The sequence below is a fragment of the Lysinibacillus sp. NPDC096382 genome (assembly GCF_044762845.1).
In the GTDB taxonomy this organism is placed as follows: Bacteria; Bacillota; Bacilli; order Bacillales_A; family Planococcaceae; genus Lysinibacillus.
The window spans coordinates 15,759-31,006 of the sequence record NZ_JBIWFC010000027.1; the positions used below are offsets into that span (position 1 = coordinate 15,759).

Sequence of the window (15,248 nt, forward strand, 5' to 3'; positions counted from 1 at the left end):
TAAGGTAGAAAATAATCCATTTATGACGGAACTTCACAAGAGAGGACTTATTGTCAGCAGTGCATAATCATTGGTTTTTCGAGAACCTAGATTAATGTAAATGCATTGGGAGAATGTTGGTGATCCAACTCCAACGCTGAAGTTGCTTGTTCAAAAAAAGCAATTAGAGATATATAAATTACAAAAACCACTCGTAAAATGAACTGCACCTCCAATTGTTAGATTGTGTGTCTAACAATTGGGGAGCAGTTCATAATCGATGGTTTTTTTGTGCCTGTTAATAAATTTGTGGAGGACTAGATGCCTGAGAAAACTTCCTTAGATGTAAATAAAACTGTTGATAAGAAGAACAACATAATATGGAGATAAGAAGCATATTAACTATTCAATTGGAGAAAATATTCCTAAATAAAATTTTTAGGAGGATAAAATGAATAAATATTTCCTTATATTATTGTCATTAGGTTGCGTATTAATTAATATAACCATTTATGAAACAGTGGATGCAAAATCAAGTGATTCACCACAACCTTTTGAAGAATTTTTTCCTGAAGTAGGATATAAAACTGTAGAATCTGCATTAAAAGATTTTGAAAAACATTTTAATAAAGAACTTAAGCTACCACTTAGAGTACCACCAATAAGTTTTACCCATCATTTTGGAAGATTTAGTAATATGGATGACGATATGAATGACGAATTTGAAGTGACAATGATCAGTGATCAATTCCCTCATAATCATTTTAAAATTAATGTTCGACCAATTCAGCATAAAATTCCATTTGAAAAGTATATATCAAATGTATTTAAATTGAAAAATGGAAGTGCTGCAGTATATATAAAAAATCCAAAATTCGGTTTTGATATGTTAGTCTTTGAAAGAGATGATTGGCAGTATGTGTTTAGTATTGATCAAGATGTTTCTGATAAAGTAACATCTGACGTGCTTATTGAGATAGCAAATTCTATTGATTATCCTAGTAAAAAATATTAATTAAAAGACTATTCCGTGACGGGGGGTCTATTTGTTATATATTGATTTGCAAGTGAATTATGGTATAAGCTGGGATGATGGCCTGGAACCGATGCTGTCCGTTTTTCATATTCCAGTCACTCTAGAAACATTGAGAACTAAAAGCATTTTCCACCAAATTTAACCTATTTGAAAAACAGGTTTTCGACGTTACCCGTAAGTGACAGTAACAAAGCGCCCAGCCGGAACGGAAATCAACCCCACATTTTGCTGAAGAGCCAGGGTATATAAAAACAGTAAGATGTTAGGTATAATTATTATTTAAGAAAAGAAAAATTATATGATTAGATTATATAGTTTAGAAGGGAGAGAAAACGTAAATTGACAAATAATAATAAAACGGTTATCCGTTCAATGGATATTTTAAATTTATTTATCGAACATAATGAACTGTCATTTCAAGAAGTAATTGAGTTATCAGGAATCCCTAAAACTTCTGCTTTCCGCATGTTGAAATCTTTCGAGGAAATGGATTTTTTAGAAAAGGGAACTGATGCAAAATATCGGTTAGGCATTCTCTTCCTTAAATTTGGACATCTAGTATCAATGCGTCTAGATGTGCGGAAAATTGCAGAACCAATTATGAATGAGCTACATAATGATGTGAAAGAAGCGATTAATTTAATCGTTCGTGATGGTGACGATGCTGTATATATCGAGAAAATAGATACGAAGCAAAAAGTTCGACTCTACACAGCAATTGGTAGAAAAAGTCCTCTTTATGCAGGGGCATGCCCTCGTGCTGTATTATCCTTTTTACCGGATGCAGACATAAAGGAATATTTCGAATCGGTAGAACTTAAATCATTTGCAAAGGGGACGATTACAGAAAAGGAAAAGCTTTTTGAAACGATTGTGCAGGCTAGAGAACTTGGTTATACAATCAGCCATTCAGAATTAGAAAATCATACATCTGCTGTTGCAGCACCGATTTACGATCATAAAGGAGAAGTCGTTGCAGCAATGAGTATTGCGGGACTAGAAACGAATTATCGAGGGGAAAACGTTGAAATCTTCGTCGATAAACTTAAGAAGGCTACCGCAGAGATTTCTAAACAATTGGGGTATGAACAGCTATAAAAAATGGGTAGTCTCAAAAGTCATTTGAGATTACCCATTTTGCGTTGGAGTTGATAATTTATGGATGACATTTTTTAAAATATATGCACTGTAATTTAGTTGATTGTAGTGGAGACTGGGCGACTCCTTGGGGATCAGCGTCACAGATGAGACCCTGGAGCGAGCAACGCGAGTGAAGCGGCTCATCGGACGCCCCCAGGAAGCTCTGCTCTGCGCGAAAGCGAAGCGTCAGCGGCAAAGCGCCCAGTCGGAACGGAAATCAACCACACGGTTTGGTGAAAAGCCTAATTTTTAGGAAATATTTTTATCTAAATATGCTATAACCTTTTTAAACGGAGCCCAAATGCTAATTCATTTCGTTTTTTTTCTTGATGTATTAATGCCAATTGAGCTTCTTCAAGAGAGACCTCTTTAAAATAGACTCGACCATTCGCTTGCATTTGTGCTAATGATGGTAAATCGGCAGAAATCACTTGAGCTATTTTAGGATATCCACCAGTAGTTTGACGATCTGCCATTAAAATAATAGGTTGCCCACTAGAGGGCACTTGAATCGTTCCAAATGTAACCCCTTCGGATAATAATTCAAATGGCTCTTTTAATTGAATAGCCTCTCCATCTAATCGGTAGCCCATTCGATCTGCGTGGGTTGTGATGGTGTAAGGCGTTGAAAGGAATTTTTTTAAACTTTCCTCATCGAAATGTTCATATTCAGAGCCCCTTATGAAGCGGATTGTTTGCGTTTTTTTAAATGTAACAAAGGATGTGTAATCAGCTGACCAAGGAAGGTACGTTGGTTCTTTTTTTAATTGTTCAAAAATATCCTCTCCTAACTCTGATCGTCTATCTAATTCAAAGACATCATTCTTCAGCAATTTTCTTCCGTTATATCCTCCAATTCCAGCACGTATATAGGTACTTTTACTGCTCATCACTTCGGGCACTTGAATTCCGCCACTAAACGATACATAGGCTCGGCAACCACTAATCGCAGTATTAAATTTTAAAACAGATCCTTTTTGAATTAACAGTGGTCGCCACATTGGTGCTTCTTTGCCGTCTATTGTAGGTTGTAAATTGCCCCCTGTAATTGCAATCAGTTCATCTGTTTCAAATAAAAGAGTTGTTCCATATAGTGTCACCTCAAGAGCGCCTTCTCCTTCTGAATTTCCGACAAGTAAATTTGCAATTCGTAAGGAAATAGAATCCATTGCTCCTCCGACGATAACACCAAACTTTTGTAACCCATATCTTCCTAGGTCTTGAATGGTTGCCAGCATACCTGGCTGTAATACTTTTATGCCCATGTTTTCATCTCCCAGTCGTTCTTATATTCTTCCAACGAAATTGGTACAAACTGAATTCGATCACCCGGTTGTAATAAGGTTGGAGGAGATTGTTCAGGTAGAAACAAACGAGAAGGTGTTCGTCCGATGATTTGCCATCCCCCTGGAGTTTCTAATGGGTAAATACCTGTTTGATTTCCCGCAATTCCAACAGATCCCGGAGAAATCGATAACCGTGGAGTTTCTTTACGAGGTGTTGCTATTTGTTTGTCCATTCCTCCCATAAACGGAAAACCTGGAGCAAAACCTATCATGTAAACTAGATATTCTACAGAAGAGTGAATTTTAATAACTTCATTAGGTGTTAAACCATGATAAGAGGCTACAAATTCTAAATCGGGTCCCATTTCACCACCATATACTACAGGGATTTTTACGACACGTTCCTTTGTTGTTTCAACTATGTGAGATTGATTCATTAAAGAAAGAATTGTTGCTTTCACCTTTTCGTAAGGCATTTCGCCTTCTTTTCCTATAGTTGAAAAGTATACTTCAATCGGATTGTAATAAACCGTCACACTATTATAGGCAGGCACAACCTCGATGAATCCTTCAAATGGATTTCTCTCTAATAAGTTCAATATAATTTTAACTTTGTTGTGAATTGCCTCACTGATTCCTTCACCTACATGAATGACTAGTGCAGAATCACTCAAAGGTCTTATCTGTACATTCTCTTTTAAATTCATCATAAAAACCATCTCCTGGAGTTTCATAATTCGGTATGTAAGTTTTAAATAACGGATAAATATTATATTTAAACAATAAACGAAAACAAGTTTAATTTAAATGAAAATTTCAAAAAAAAAATTCTTTCTCAAAATTTTAAATTTATACTTTTCAGTAATAATAAAATATGTTAAGATTTTTTTAAATTTCAAAACTCAAGTTCCGAATATCGGTACAAAATAGTTGTAAACGTATTCAGTGTAACTATTTTAGTGGGAAGAAAATGGGGGAAGAAGATGTTTCGAGTTGATTTAAACTGTGATTTAGGGGAAAGTTTTGGTCGTTATCGACTTGGAGAGCAAGAAGAAATCTTAAAATATGTAACCTCTGCTAATATTGCTTGTGGATTCCATGCTGGAGATCCAACTGTTATGCGAGAGACAGTTAAGCTAGCCATTGCTAATGGTGTGAAGATTGGGGCACATCCAGGCTTACCGGATTTAAATGGCTTTGGACGACGTGAGATGAACATCACACCACAGGAAGCCTATGATATGGTTGTTTATCAAGTGGGAGCATTGCAAGGTTTTCTATCGACTTACAATGAAACTATGCAGCATGTTAAGCCACATGGTGCACTTTATAATATGGCTGCTAAAGAACCGGCAATTGCTGAGGCAATTGCACAAGCCATTTATGATATTTCACCTTCACTTGTGTTATTCGGTCTTTCAGGTAGTGAATTAACAAAAGCCGGAGAAAAAGTAGGGCTTCAAACAGCCCATGAAGTGTTTGCAGATCGTACCTATCAAAAGGATGGTTCTTTAACATCCCGTAAACAACCTGATGCATTGATTACCGATAAGGAACAAGCTGTGACACAGGTTGTGAGAATGGTGAAAGAGGGAATTGTGCTGTCACAACAACAAATCGAAATACCATTACAGGCAAATACTATTTGTATTCATGGGGACGGGGAACATGCTGTAGAATTTGCAAAATATATTCATTCAAGATTAGCAGAACATCAAATATCAGTACGTGCAATCAAGGAGGGGTAGTCCAATGGGAGCAAAAATAACGGAAGTTAGTGAAGTAGTAATCGAGCAAGAGAAAAAAGGTAAATTTGTTAAGAAAACAGCAAGTAAAAGTGTGTTAATAGGAGCTGCCTTTTTAATGGCTACCTCATCTATCGGACCAGGTTTTTTAACACAAACGACAGTATTTACACAGCAATTAGCGGCTAGCTTTGGATTTGTCATTTTAATTTCATTAATTCTAGACATTGTCGCACAGGTAAACGTTTGGCGAATCATTGCTGTTTCTGGCTTGCGAGGGCAAGAAATTGCCAATAAGGTGTTACCTGGATTAGGTGTGCTCCTTGCGATTATGATTGTTACAGGTGGTTTAGCATTCAATATTGGGAACGTTGCTGGAGCTGGATTAGGGTTAAATGCAATGCTTGGCGTAGATCCAATTATGGGGGCCATTGTAAGTGCACTTTTTGCTATTTTTATATTTATCTATAAAGAAGCAGGAAAGGCAATGGACAAGGTTGCGCAAATTGCTGGCGGTGTCATGATTTTACTCATGCTATTCGTTGCTTTTAAAACGTCACCACCTGTAGGAGAAGCGATTGTGAACACCGTTTGGCCTAAAGAAATTAGCTGGTTTGCGATTGTAACTTTAGTTGGTGGATCAGTTGGAGGTTATATTACTTTTGCTGGTGGTCACCGCCTTTTGGACGCTGGCATCAAAGGACAAGAATCATTGCCAGAAGTAACAAAAAGCTCTGTGACAGGGATTTTAATTACAGGCGTAATGCGTATTGCTTTATTTTTAGCGGTTCTTGGTGTTGTTTCAAAAGGTTTAGTTATTGATCCTGCGAATCCACCTGCATCTGTATTTCAACTAGCTGCGGGTAATATTGGTTATCGTATGTTTGGTATGATTATGTGGGCTGCAGCGATTACTTCTGTTGTAGGTGCAGCTTATACATCTGTTTCATTTATTCGTTCATTCCACCCTAGCATTGAGAAATATCATAATTGGGTGATTATAGCATTTATCGTCATTTCAACAACAACTTTTTCCTTGGTTGGAAAGCCTGTTAATGTGTTAATTTTAGTAGGTGCATTAAATGCACTGGTTTTACCATTATCACTTGGCATTATATTAGTTGCTGCACACAAAAAAGAAATTGTTGGTACATATAAGCATCCACGTTGGTTAACTGTAACTGGAGCAATTGTAGTTGTACTTATGGGATATCTCAGCATTAATACATTAATTGAAGAAATTCCAAAAATTTTTAGTTAATCTAACAACCAACCAACCATCCATCCATCCATGAGCATCTTTTCATGGATGGTTATTTTATAAGGAGTGAATTAATGATGACAACATATAGTGCTTTAGAGCCGAATGAAATCCGTAAACGTATTCGCAATCAAGAAATTTCTGGACCAACTTCTGGCATGTCGATTGGGTTTACACAAGCAAATTTAGTGATTTTGAAGAAGGAGCATGCGTTTGACTTTCTACTATTTTGTCAGCGAAATCCAAAGCCATGCCCATTATTAGACGTGACAGAACCTGGATCATTTATACCTTCAAAAATTGCTAAAAATGCAGATATTCGCAAGGACATTCCGAAATATCGTATTTATCGAGATGGTATTTTAACGGAAGAAGTATTAGATATTACAGATTATTGGGAAGAGGATATGGTAGGTTTTTTAATAGGTTGTAGCTTTACATTTGAAACACCTCTTCTTGAAGCAGGTATTCCAATAAGACATAGTCAAGAAAACTGTAATGTGCCAATGTATAAAACAAATATCGCGTGTGAAAAAGCAGGTGTATTTGAAGGACCAACTGTTGTCAGTATGCGCCCTATGACACCAGAGGATGCGATTCGTGCAATCCAAATTACTTCGCGCTTTCCAAATGTACACGGTGCACCAATTCATATTGGTAATCCAGCACAAATAGGGATTACGGATATTTCAAAACCAGATTTCGGTGATGCCGTGTCCATTAAGCCGGGGGAAATACCAGTATTTTGGGCTTGTGGCGTAACCCCTCAGGCAGTAGCAATGGAAAGTAAACCTTCTATTATAATTACCCATGCACCGGGTCATATGCTAATCACTGATATAAAGGAAACAAGCTTGAGCATACTTTAAGGTATGATCGAAGACATCTATTTATAGTAAGCGTCAAGAGGATGGACAAAACCAATTTCTGAAATCTAAAAAGCTGGTGAGATTTTACGAAGAGTAAAATTTCACCAGCTTTGATTTTTTAAGTGGATGGCTAAAATTACAATGAAGTGAATGGTTCATTACAATTGAAATAATATTAATATATAATTTTTTATTATAAGAAGAAAGCGCAAGTTTGAAGGAACTAATGAGGTGTGTATATATGGATTGGAAACCTGATAGAAAAGCGAAAAAAGCTATCTATAAACAACTAGCAGAATATATTGAAAAGGGAATTGCAGATGGTACATTTCCACCTGATAAACCATTGCCATCAGAGAGATATTTAGCGAGTGCTCTACTTTTAAACAGAAGTACTGTCGTTCATGCATATGACGAATTAGAATCGATGGGGTTAATTGAAAGGACTAGAGGAAGCGGTACTACCATTAGTAAAGATATATGGGGTATAACAAAAAAACGGATTCCTAGTTGGAATAGGTATATTGAGGCGGGTTCTTTTTTACCGAGTCAACCTGTCACGCAAAAAATAAGAAAAGAAGCTGTTGAACATAAATTAATAAATTTAGCTTCCGGTGAATTGTCAGAAGAACTTTTCCCAAAAAGATTTTTAAGCGAAATAACGTCAACACGATCTTTTACAGGAAGCTTAGGATACGATCATCCACAGGGGAATGAAATCCTTAGAACTACCATAGCAAAACACGTGAAAAAAAGTCGGGGAATCGAAACCAATCCTTCTTCAATACTTATAACATCAGGAGCGCAACAAGCATTACATTTAATTGTACAATGTTTGTTAAAGCCTGGAGATGCAATAGCAATAGAAGATCCTTCGTACAATTATAATCTTCCAATTTTCAGATCGGTAGGTATACAAATACATTATCTACCTGTCGATAAGGATGGAATAAACCCAGAAGATTTGCAGTCATTATATAAAAAACACCGAATCAAAATGATTTTTTTAAATCCATATTTTCAAAATCCAACGGGCTCCTTATTGAATAAAAAGAAAAAAGAAGCGATTTTAGACATATCCTCAAAGCTTGGAATTCCAGTAGTAGAAGATGATCCCTATAGTTTAACAGCTTTTTCAGGAGAGAAAATCTCTACCCTTAAATCAATGGATAGGAATGGCAACGTATTATACATTAGTTCTTTGTCCAAAATTGTTGCCTCAGGATTAAGAATAGGGTGGATTATTGGTCCAACATCGGTGATTGAAAGGTTATCCGATGCGAAACAACAAATCGACTTCGGTCATTCTAGCTATACACAATGGATAGCGAATGATTTTTTAGAATCAGAAAATTTTCATATTCATATAAAAAGGTTAATTAAGGAATTAGAAAAAAGGAGAGATAAAATTATAAAAAGCCTTGATACTTATTTAAAAGATCAGGTGGAATATTCTATTCCTCAAGGTGGCATTCATATATGGTGTAAAATACTTAAAAATTATAATGAAACCCAATTGCTTGAAGAATCCATTAAAAGAGGCGTCATTTTTGTTCCTGGTTCTACACTGGGATCTAAAGTTGGGTTTGTCCGTTTTACTTTCGCCAAGGAAGATGAAGACTCAATCGACGAAGGAATTAAAAGGTTTGCAGAAGCCCTTAATAGTTTATAGACAATTGGATGGTTAAATGGATGGTCAAAAAAGCATCGAATTGGATGGTTATAATAAATATAAATCCCTTATCATGAAGAGGTGGATGTTAAAACATCGATATAGCCTAATTACTAATTATTTTTATGCAAACAAGGTGAACTGAAGGTAATAATAGAGTAATTGCTATTAAAATGATAAAATTTTTGAAAGAGTTGGTATGGTATGACAACAGGATTGATTATTACGCTAGTGATTGGATCTATTCTTAAATTGTTAATGAGCCCTCCCAGTATAGCTGTGGGGTGGGGAGTAAGTAAATTTGAACTTCATAAAAAACTTGATTCAAAAGATGTTACGGTAACATTTAATGGAAAGAATTTAGATGAGGAAGAAAAAAATAGATTTACAGATTATTTTAATAAAGCTTCCTTTTTGAAAAAACATTATATATTTCCAGGTAATGAAAAATTATTTTTACAACCAGAGACTAATGTTACTCCATTTATCATGAACGTAAAAAGAGGCAAAAAAGATGTTAATTTCTTTGTTTTTAGTTACGACAACCACGTTGATGTAGTCAAGGAATACAACGAGAAGATTGTTTCATATAGTATTAGTTCTGAACATTTACAAAATTTCGCAGCTTTAACTACAAATGCAAACCATTAAAATAAGGTTTTCGAAAATTAGGGATTCGGTCACTGACGTAGAATCCCTTTTTAATACCCTGAAACATTAAGTCGAAATTGTCTTCCAATTTAATTGAATGGGGGATTTTTTTGACAAAAAAGTCGGGATTATATTGCTACTCATCTCAGCACTTAATACTAGATGTAAAAACTTCTTTAAACTAGGGCTTTACTTCTATGTCAAGGGCTGTAGATGAATGCGAATTTAAGCTCCATTTCAGCAGGTGTCTAAACACTCGCTGAAATAGAGGAATCTCAGGCTAACAACTTAACATCGTGCTGTTGTTGTTGCTGCCGCTTCGTTGGCGCTACCGGGGAGGTCTCTTGAGGATTATTGGATTAACAATCGGATTAGTGATAATCGGATGAATCAAGAGAAGTCAGCAGAGGTCATAGTAGCTTTCTAACAAAAGTAAAGGACCGAACAATCTTATATCTTGAAAGAACAAGGAGGTGAAAACATCCCATCAAAGCACAGAAAACATCGAGGTAAAGACCAAAAGATGGCTACTTATAGAGGGATAAGCTGGAAGCGAAAGAGTATATAAGAGCGTGTAGCGATGTAATCATGGAAATGAAGAAACAAGATGGTATCAAATTTAATCGATAGAATCGTTCCTTTATCACATGGTTAGACAAGCAATTTCCTACTCTCAACGCTATTGTTTAACCGAGGTATGTCCATACATCTATAATACATCTAGTAGCTTTTATTAATGGATTTTGTTTTGACTGAACAACTGCATACTTTAATATGTAACCGTCATATCCGTAATAAAAGCTGGTTTTTTATACTCATATACTTTCGTTATTTCTTTATTATCCAAGTCATACTTATAGATACATTGTATTTTAGAAATTATACCGTCAAAACTAACATCTGCTGCATTTTTAGGTATACCCGAAAAATAAATAAATCGCTCATTTTTTGACAATACCGCTAGCCTTCTTTGACCAATCTCTGATAATAGGGGATTTTTACTTTTATTAATCATTTGATCTGTTAATATGGTAGTTAATGTTTTGTCTGTAAGAGATAACTGATAAATGCCGCTTCCTTCATCTTCATTTATATTTGCCCCTCCAAGAATAACAGTATTCCCATTAGGTCCATATGCCATCGAATCAATATTGACGGCTTTTATATTCGTTACCAAATTCATGTCAGAGCCATCTAAATTCATTTCATATATTGAATAGACAATTTGCCCTAAAGGTACACCAGCATCATTTGCAGCCTTCCTTCTTGCTGTATTCTCTTCTTCAGAGACAAATGCACCAATAATTTTGTCTTTAGAAGTATCATACATTTCTACAGCACGGTCAGGTTGTTTTGTATCAAATACAATAGAATTCTTCTTTTTCACATCTATTTTCGAAATCTTGGATACAGGGAATGTTGCCCCTAGTATTTCACTGTAGATGGTGTTGTTATCACCAAATCTAGGAATAAGTTGTCCTAAAGTATCATTTGTAACTTGATAAGTTTTTTTATCGTTTCTGTCTAATAAATAAATCTCCCAAGGTCCTTCACCTTTTGCACTTGTATAGGCAAGATATTGTTTATTGTCTGAAAGTGATGCATGTAACCAAACCTCTTCATTATTAACTAATTCGTTTTCTACATTTTTTTCAGGATTTATCTCCACTACACTACTTTTGCCTTCCTTATCAAATACAGAAACAATGAGTTCTTCATTATCATCAACATGCTGATCACTAACAGGTGGATCACCAACAGGTTGGCTGGTATCTTCTTTCTTTTGACATCCAAACAAAACTAATACTAACGATAAAAAAATGATAACAGAAGTACCTATTGTTTTTTTCCTGTATTTACAAACAGATCTATACATTATGCACTTCATCCTTTGCGAAGTTTTTTTAGAAATTGTATTATCACATACCAATAACTATCAAAATACTACATATTATTTTGATAAGAAACTCAGTTATTTCTTAAATTTATACAGCCTATTTCCCCTAATTAAGAAGAGCTAATTTCAATCAGAATCACTGAAAAAGTCAGTTTACGCCAAAAAAATTGTGTAAACTGACTTTCCATAACAAATAAAATCAGAAAGAATTATTTACTATCCCAACTAATCGTACCGTCAAATACTCCCGTACTTAAAGTATGTAGCTTACTAAATGATTGTTTAGACATATCTAAAATTCTTCCCTTTGCATACGGTCCTCTATCTAAAATTAAAACTGTTGTTTTATTTGAATTCTTGTTACTTTTTACATTAACATATGTCTTCATAGCTATAGTTTTATGAGCCGCACCATCATTCGCTTTTGAACCAGATGCTGTACCACTTTCTGCCCAAATATCAAACCAAGAAATTTCACCCGTTTCTGTTTTTACGGCTAAAGGACGTATTCCTTGTTGCGGATTAATTTCTTTCATTTCAACATTAATAGATTCTTCAGTTTCTGGGACAACTACTATTGGTGCACCTAAAGCATCATAGACCACTGTCATACCTGGTTTTATAACTGGCAAATCTGTTTCGTCTGCTTGAAGTCTATATTGTTGCATAAAACTTGGTTTTTTATCTCCTTCTCTTAGAATAACAGATTCTTCCTGTTCATTAAATTTAATTACTGTCCCAGGAGCCATGTATCCAGGAATAGTAGCTTCATTGTCTGTACTCGTTTCAATCCCTTCATTTGAATTAGCAGCAAAAGCTAAATTGGGAATAACCAAAGTGGATGCTACTACACAGCCTAATAATAATTTTTTCATTTTACATCTTTCCCTTCGCGTTTTTTTAGAAATATGTTGCTAGTTGCATCATATTACGTAAAAAGAATACACGAAAAATTTGTTTTAAAGAGTGTTTCTTCTTATAAAGTAATCTATATGTCCTTAACGCTAACTCATACTATTATAATAACAAATAGGAAAAAAAATCAATATTTCAGGAAAATTAATTCCAATATTGTATAATTTGTGTAAAATAAGAAAGAAAGGTGGACGTTTATGAAATATATAGAGGATCAACTAGTCAATCTATTTACACTTGAATCTCATACACAAACTGAGAAGCTAAAAATTGAATATGGTATTAAGCTAATTGTTTCAGAGGCAGTTATATGTTATTGATAGTGTTTGCTGTTAGATTACTTGTTTTAAGTATCAACAAAATCCAAACGATTCGGCAAAAGGAAGTAACACAGCAGCAGTTTTTTGAATATATGCAGGTATTGGAGCAAGTGAATACAGATATGCAAAAGTTCCGCCATGATTATATAAATATTTTAATGTCGTTGCAAAACTATATAGAAGATGAGGATGTACAGGGGTTAAAGCAATATTTTTATTCGCATATTATGCAGGTGGAGCAACAGACCTTATTTCAAAGTAAAATGATTGGTACATTAGAAAATTTGCAAATCGTCGAGCTAAAAGGCTTATTATCCTCTAAGCTGTTACTCGCGAATCATTTACAACAGAGGGTCGCGATTGAAATTCCATATACGATATCCTCTGTTAATATGAGTCTTATTGATTTAACGAGGGTACTAGGCATTTTGATTGATAATGCACTTGAGGCGAGTATTGCGAAAGTCGATTCAGTTGTGCATATTGCAATTCTCTACTCAGATGACCATGTTGTTATCGTCATCGACAATCCATTACAGGATGCAAGCTTCAATATTTCAACTATCTTTGATTATCACTCCTCTTCTAAAGGAGAAGACCGAGGGATTGGTTTAGCCAATGTGAAGGAAATTTTACAGACCTATCCTAATGTTACATTAAACACGCGTATTGAAAAACAACGCTTTATTCAGGAGTTACAAATTTTCTAAGGGGTGTCTACTATGAAAATTGTTATTTGTGAGGATGATGCACAACATCGGAAATTTTTGCAATCAACTATTGTTCATTCTTCTTTATTTCAATATGAGAATGTTGAGATTGCATTGATCGCCTCTAATCCATCTGAGGTACTTGCATATATACAGGAACACCGCGCAGATTGTTTTTTATTGGATATTGAGCTTCAGCATGAGATAAATGGCTTAGAACTGGCAAACACCATACGCAATAAAGATCCTTTTGCAACGATTGTCTTTATTACCACATATGTGGAAAAGCTAAGGCTAACCTTTACGTACAAAGTAGCAGCACTGGATTTTATTGTTAAAAATGAGCCGGGTTTAGCTGAAAATTTAATCGACACCTTGCATGTTGCTTATCAAAAACATCAAAATATACATGCCCAACAAATTGAAATGACTTTTCAAGTGAAAATAGGGGAACATATTAAATTCATCCCATTTGATGATATTTATTGCTTCTGCACATCACCAATTGCACATAAAATTGAGCTGAAGGAGAAAAGTGGTGTCTATGAATTTTTTAGCAATTTAACAGATATTGAACAGCAATTAGATAATCGCTTTTTCCGCTGTCATCGCGGGTATATTGTTAATTTGCAGCATATACATAAGATTGACTCAACCTATCGAAAAATTACAATGAAAAATGGCTCTATTTGTCATTATTCATATCGCTACAAAAAAGCATTTATGAATGCACTGGCCTCTACAACAGAAATTATTTCTAAATAGTGCTAGTTCAGAAAAGTGATATCTTTTTAGCATGTTATTCTGCTGATACGTTAGGAGTGATACTATGATTCGACAATTAACAGTCGATAATCATGAGATTTGCATGGCTCTCGTTCAATAGCAACCTGCTGAAAATTTATTTATGATCGGGGGTATCTACTGAGTACTGAAAAACTTCAATTGGTTCCACTTAGCGAGGTATTCGACGATTGAATCGTCGAATACCTCGCCTTTTTAATTTATAATTGAGAGACTAAATGCAGGTGGTGTTCTCAATGATTTCAACCAAGAGACTTTCAACTTAAGTCCATATAACCAATTTAAAATATTTTCTATTGAAAGTTAATTGTATATGAACTAAAAACCTTTCTCACAATTCGCTTATAGAATATTGACCTTCTTCAAACAATTGAAGGATATGTAGTTTTAACTCGAGTGGATGTTTGCTTCGCCCCATAAAAAATACTCCCCTTAGATAAACAGATTTTATTTTTTAATCTGTCTACCTAATAGGGAGCATATCAAAATCTACTCTATCTATCTCAATTATATAATCTATAATTAATCATCAATCTTTCTTACTTACAAAAAAAATTAAAACCACTTTAACTTTTCCTTTTTTAGTTTTTAAATCTATATCTAAACCATCTTTTTTCCAATCAGAAGAATACCATAAATAATCAGTTCCACTAATTTTAACTGTATGATCAGGAACAACAAACTCTTCTTTTACTTTATTTAGATACATTTTATGAATCCCTGATACAGTGTCTGGTGTGTTTTCTTCTTTGCTCCAATCAAATTTATGCCACCAAAAATTTAATTCATTGATTTCATCAAAGAAATAATGCGTTGTTCCTGATAATCCATATCTCGCTTTATTTGTAAAAATACTAGAGTTCTTCGTAGAGTAAGTAACATTGTTCTTCACAATCTTATACACAGAATCGTAAGACATGCCATGCTTAATATCAGAATCATTGTAGATACTATTTTGGTTAT

General features: G+C 34.7%; 15 protein-coding genes. 10 read left to right on the forward strand and 5 right to left on the reverse strand.

What is annotated here, in order from left to right:
• The first annotated feature begins 430 nt into the window (after positions 1 to 430).
• Positions 431 to 994 (forward strand): hypothetical protein, encoded by a 564-nt coding sequence (locus ACIQZA_RS23730; RefSeq protein WP_402884283.1) that lies wholly within the window; start codon positions 431 to 433, stop codon positions 992 to 994.
• A 360-nt stretch (positions 995 to 1,354) separates the two neighbouring features.
• On the forward strand, positions 1,355 to 2,113 hold the full coding sequence (locus tag ACIQZA_RS23735) for an IclR family transcriptional regulator (protein WP_402884281.1): 759 nt from the start codon (positions 1,355 to 1,357) through the stop codon (positions 2,111 to 2,113).
• A gap of 317 nt (positions 2,114 to 2,430) precedes the next feature.
• On the opposite strand, the gene ACIQZA_RS23740 is transcribed toward ACIQZA_RS23735, so the two are convergent.
• On the reverse strand, positions 2,431 to 3,420 hold the full coding sequence (locus tag ACIQZA_RS23740) for a 5-oxoprolinase subunit C family protein (protein WP_402884280.1): 990 nt from the start codon (positions 3,418 to 3,420) through the stop codon (positions 2,431 to 2,433).
• On the reverse strand, positions 3,411 to 4,151 hold the full coding sequence (gene pxpB / locus ACIQZA_RS23745; protein WP_400936689.1) for a 5-oxoprolinase subunit PxpB: 741 nt from the start codon (positions 4,149 to 4,151) through the stop codon (positions 3,411 to 3,413). The genes ACIQZA_RS23740 and pxpB overlap by 10 nt, the downstream gene beginning before the upstream one ends.
• 273 nt (positions 4,152 to 4,424) lie before the next feature.
• Here pxpB and ACIQZA_RS23750 point away from each other — a divergent pair, with 273 nt between their 5' ends.
• From ACIQZA_RS23750 to ACIQZA_RS23770, 5 genes are all read left to right on the forward strand, one after another.
• Positions 4,425 to 5,189 (forward strand): LamB/YcsF family protein, encoded by a 765-nt coding sequence (locus tag ACIQZA_RS23750; RefSeq protein WP_402884279.1) that lies wholly within the window; start codon positions 4,425 to 4,427, stop codon positions 5,187 to 5,189.
• A 40-nt stretch (positions 5,190 to 5,229) separates the two neighbouring features.
• Positions 5,230 to 6,447, forward strand: coding sequence for an NRAMP family divalent metal transporter (locus ACIQZA_RS23755; RefSeq protein WP_400936855.1), 1,218 nt, complete (start codon positions 5,230 to 5,232; stop codon positions 6,445 to 6,447).
• 77 nt (positions 6,448 to 6,524) lie between these two features.
• Positions 6,525 to 7,316 carry a putative hydro-lyase gene (locus ACIQZA_RS23760; RefSeq protein ID WP_402884304.1) on the forward strand — a complete coding sequence of 264 codons (792 nt, stop codon included), beginning with the start codon at positions 6,525 to 6,527 and terminating at the stop codon, positions 7,314 to 7,316.
• A 241-nt stretch (positions 7,317 to 7,557) separates the two neighbouring features.
• Positions 7,558 to 8,988 carry a MocR-like pyridoxine biosynthesis transcription factor PdxR gene (gene pdxR / locus ACIQZA_RS23765; protein WP_402884277.1) on the forward strand — a complete coding sequence of 477 codons (1,431 nt, stop codon included), beginning with the start codon at positions 7,558 to 7,560 and terminating at the stop codon, positions 8,986 to 8,988.
• A gap of 204 nt (positions 8,989 to 9,192) precedes the next feature.
• Positions 9,193 to 9,639 (forward strand): YfmQ family protein, encoded by a 447-nt coding sequence (locus ACIQZA_RS23770; protein WP_402884275.1) that lies wholly within the window; start codon positions 9,193 to 9,195, stop codon positions 9,637 to 9,639.
• A gap of 769 nt (positions 9,640 to 10,408) precedes the next feature.
• Here ACIQZA_RS23770 and ACIQZA_RS23775 read toward each other — a convergent pair.
• Positions 10,409 to 11,515 carry a TolB-like translocation protein gene (locus ACIQZA_RS23775; RefSeq protein ID WP_402884273.1) on the reverse strand — a complete coding sequence of 369 codons (1,107 nt, stop codon included), beginning with the start codon at positions 11,513 to 11,515 and terminating at the stop codon, positions 10,409 to 10,411.
• Between the two features lie 230 nt (positions 11,516 to 11,745).
• Positions 11,746 to 12,411 (reverse strand): septal ring lytic transglycosylase RlpA family protein, encoded by a 666-nt coding sequence (locus ACIQZA_RS23780; protein ID WP_142507107.1) that lies wholly within the window; start codon positions 12,409 to 12,411, stop codon positions 11,746 to 11,748.
• 237 nt (positions 12,412 to 12,648) lie between these two features.
• Here ACIQZA_RS23780 and ACIQZA_RS23785 point away from each other — a divergent pair, with 237 nt between their 5' ends.
• From ACIQZA_RS23785 to ACIQZA_RS23795, 3 genes are read left to right on the forward strand one after another with little or no spacing between them, the layout of a single operon-like run.
• On the forward strand, positions 12,649 to 12,771 hold the full coding sequence (locus ACIQZA_RS23785) for a hypothetical protein (RefSeq protein ID WP_255504959.1): 123 nt from the start codon (positions 12,649 to 12,651) through the stop codon (positions 12,769 to 12,771).
• Positions 12,762 to 13,481, forward strand: coding sequence for a GHKL domain-containing protein (locus ACIQZA_RS23790; protein WP_402884272.1), 720 nt, complete (start codon positions 12,762 to 12,764; stop codon positions 13,479 to 13,481). The genes ACIQZA_RS23785 and ACIQZA_RS23790 overlap by 10 nt, the downstream gene beginning before the upstream one ends.
• A 12-nt stretch (positions 13,482 to 13,493) precedes the next feature.
• Positions 13,494 to 14,246, forward strand: coding sequence for a LytR/AlgR family response regulator transcription factor (locus tag ACIQZA_RS23795; RefSeq protein ID WP_402884270.1), 753 nt, complete (start codon positions 13,494 to 13,496; stop codon positions 14,244 to 14,246).
• Between the two features lie 568 nt (positions 14,247 to 14,814).
• Here ACIQZA_RS23795 and ACIQZA_RS23800 read toward each other — a convergent pair.
• Complete coding sequence (locus tag ACIQZA_RS23800) at positions 14,815 to 15,177, reverse strand: hypothetical protein (RefSeq protein WP_402884269.1); 363 nt, start codon at positions 15,175 to 15,177, stop codon at positions 14,815 to 14,817.
• Between the last annotated feature and the right edge of the window lie 71 nt (positions 15,178 to 15,248).

What these genes read in the sequence shown, in the direction of transcription:
- ACIQZA_RS23780 (WP_142507107.1), bottom strand. Translation starts at nt 12,411, where the DNA reads ATGAAAAAATTATTATTAGGCTGTGTAGTAGCATCCACTTTGGTTATT.
- pdxR (WP_402884277.1), top strand. Translation starts at nt 7,558, where the DNA reads ATGGATTGGAAACCTGATAGAAAAGCGAAAAAAGCTATCTATAAACAA.
- ACIQZA_RS23740 (WP_402884280.1), bottom strand. Translation starts at nt 3,420, where the DNA reads ATGGGCATAAAAGTATTACAGCCAGGTATGCTGGCAACCATTCAAGAC.
- ACIQZA_RS23760 (WP_402884304.1), top strand. Translation starts at nt 6,525, where the DNA reads ATGACAACATATAGTGCTTTAGAGCCGAATGAAATCCGTAAACGTATT.
- ACIQZA_RS23775 (WP_402884273.1), bottom strand. Translation starts at nt 11,515, where the DNA reads ATGTATAGATCTGTTTGTAAATACAGGAAAAAAACAATAGGTACTTCT.
- ACIQZA_RS23750 (WP_402884279.1), top strand. Translation starts at nt 4,425, where the DNA reads ATGTTTCGAGTTGATTTAAACTGTGATTTAGGGGAAAGTTTTGGTCGT.
- ACIQZA_RS23795 (WP_402884270.1), top strand. Translation starts at nt 13,494, where the DNA reads ATGAAAATTGTTATTTGTGAGGATGATGCACAACATCGGAAATTTTTG.
- ACIQZA_RS23770 (WP_402884275.1), top strand. Translation starts at nt 9,193, where the DNA reads ATGACAACAGGATTGATTATTACGCTAGTGATTGGATCTATTCTTAAA.
- pxpB (WP_400936689.1), bottom strand. Translation starts at nt 4,151, where the DNA reads ATGATGAATTTAAAAGAGAATGTACAGATAAGACCTTTGAGTGATTCT.
- ACIQZA_RS23785 (WP_255504959.1), top strand. Translation starts at nt 12,649, where the DNA reads ATGAAATATATAGAGGATCAACTAGTCAATCTATTTACACTTGAATCT.
- ACIQZA_RS23790 (WP_402884272.1), top strand. Translation starts at nt 12,762, where the DNA reads ATGTTATTGATAGTGTTTGCTGTTAGATTACTTGTTTTAAGTATCAAC.
- ACIQZA_RS23730 (WP_402884283.1), top strand. Translation starts at nt 431, where the DNA reads ATGAATAAATATTTCCTTATATTATTGTCATTAGGTTGCGTATTAATT.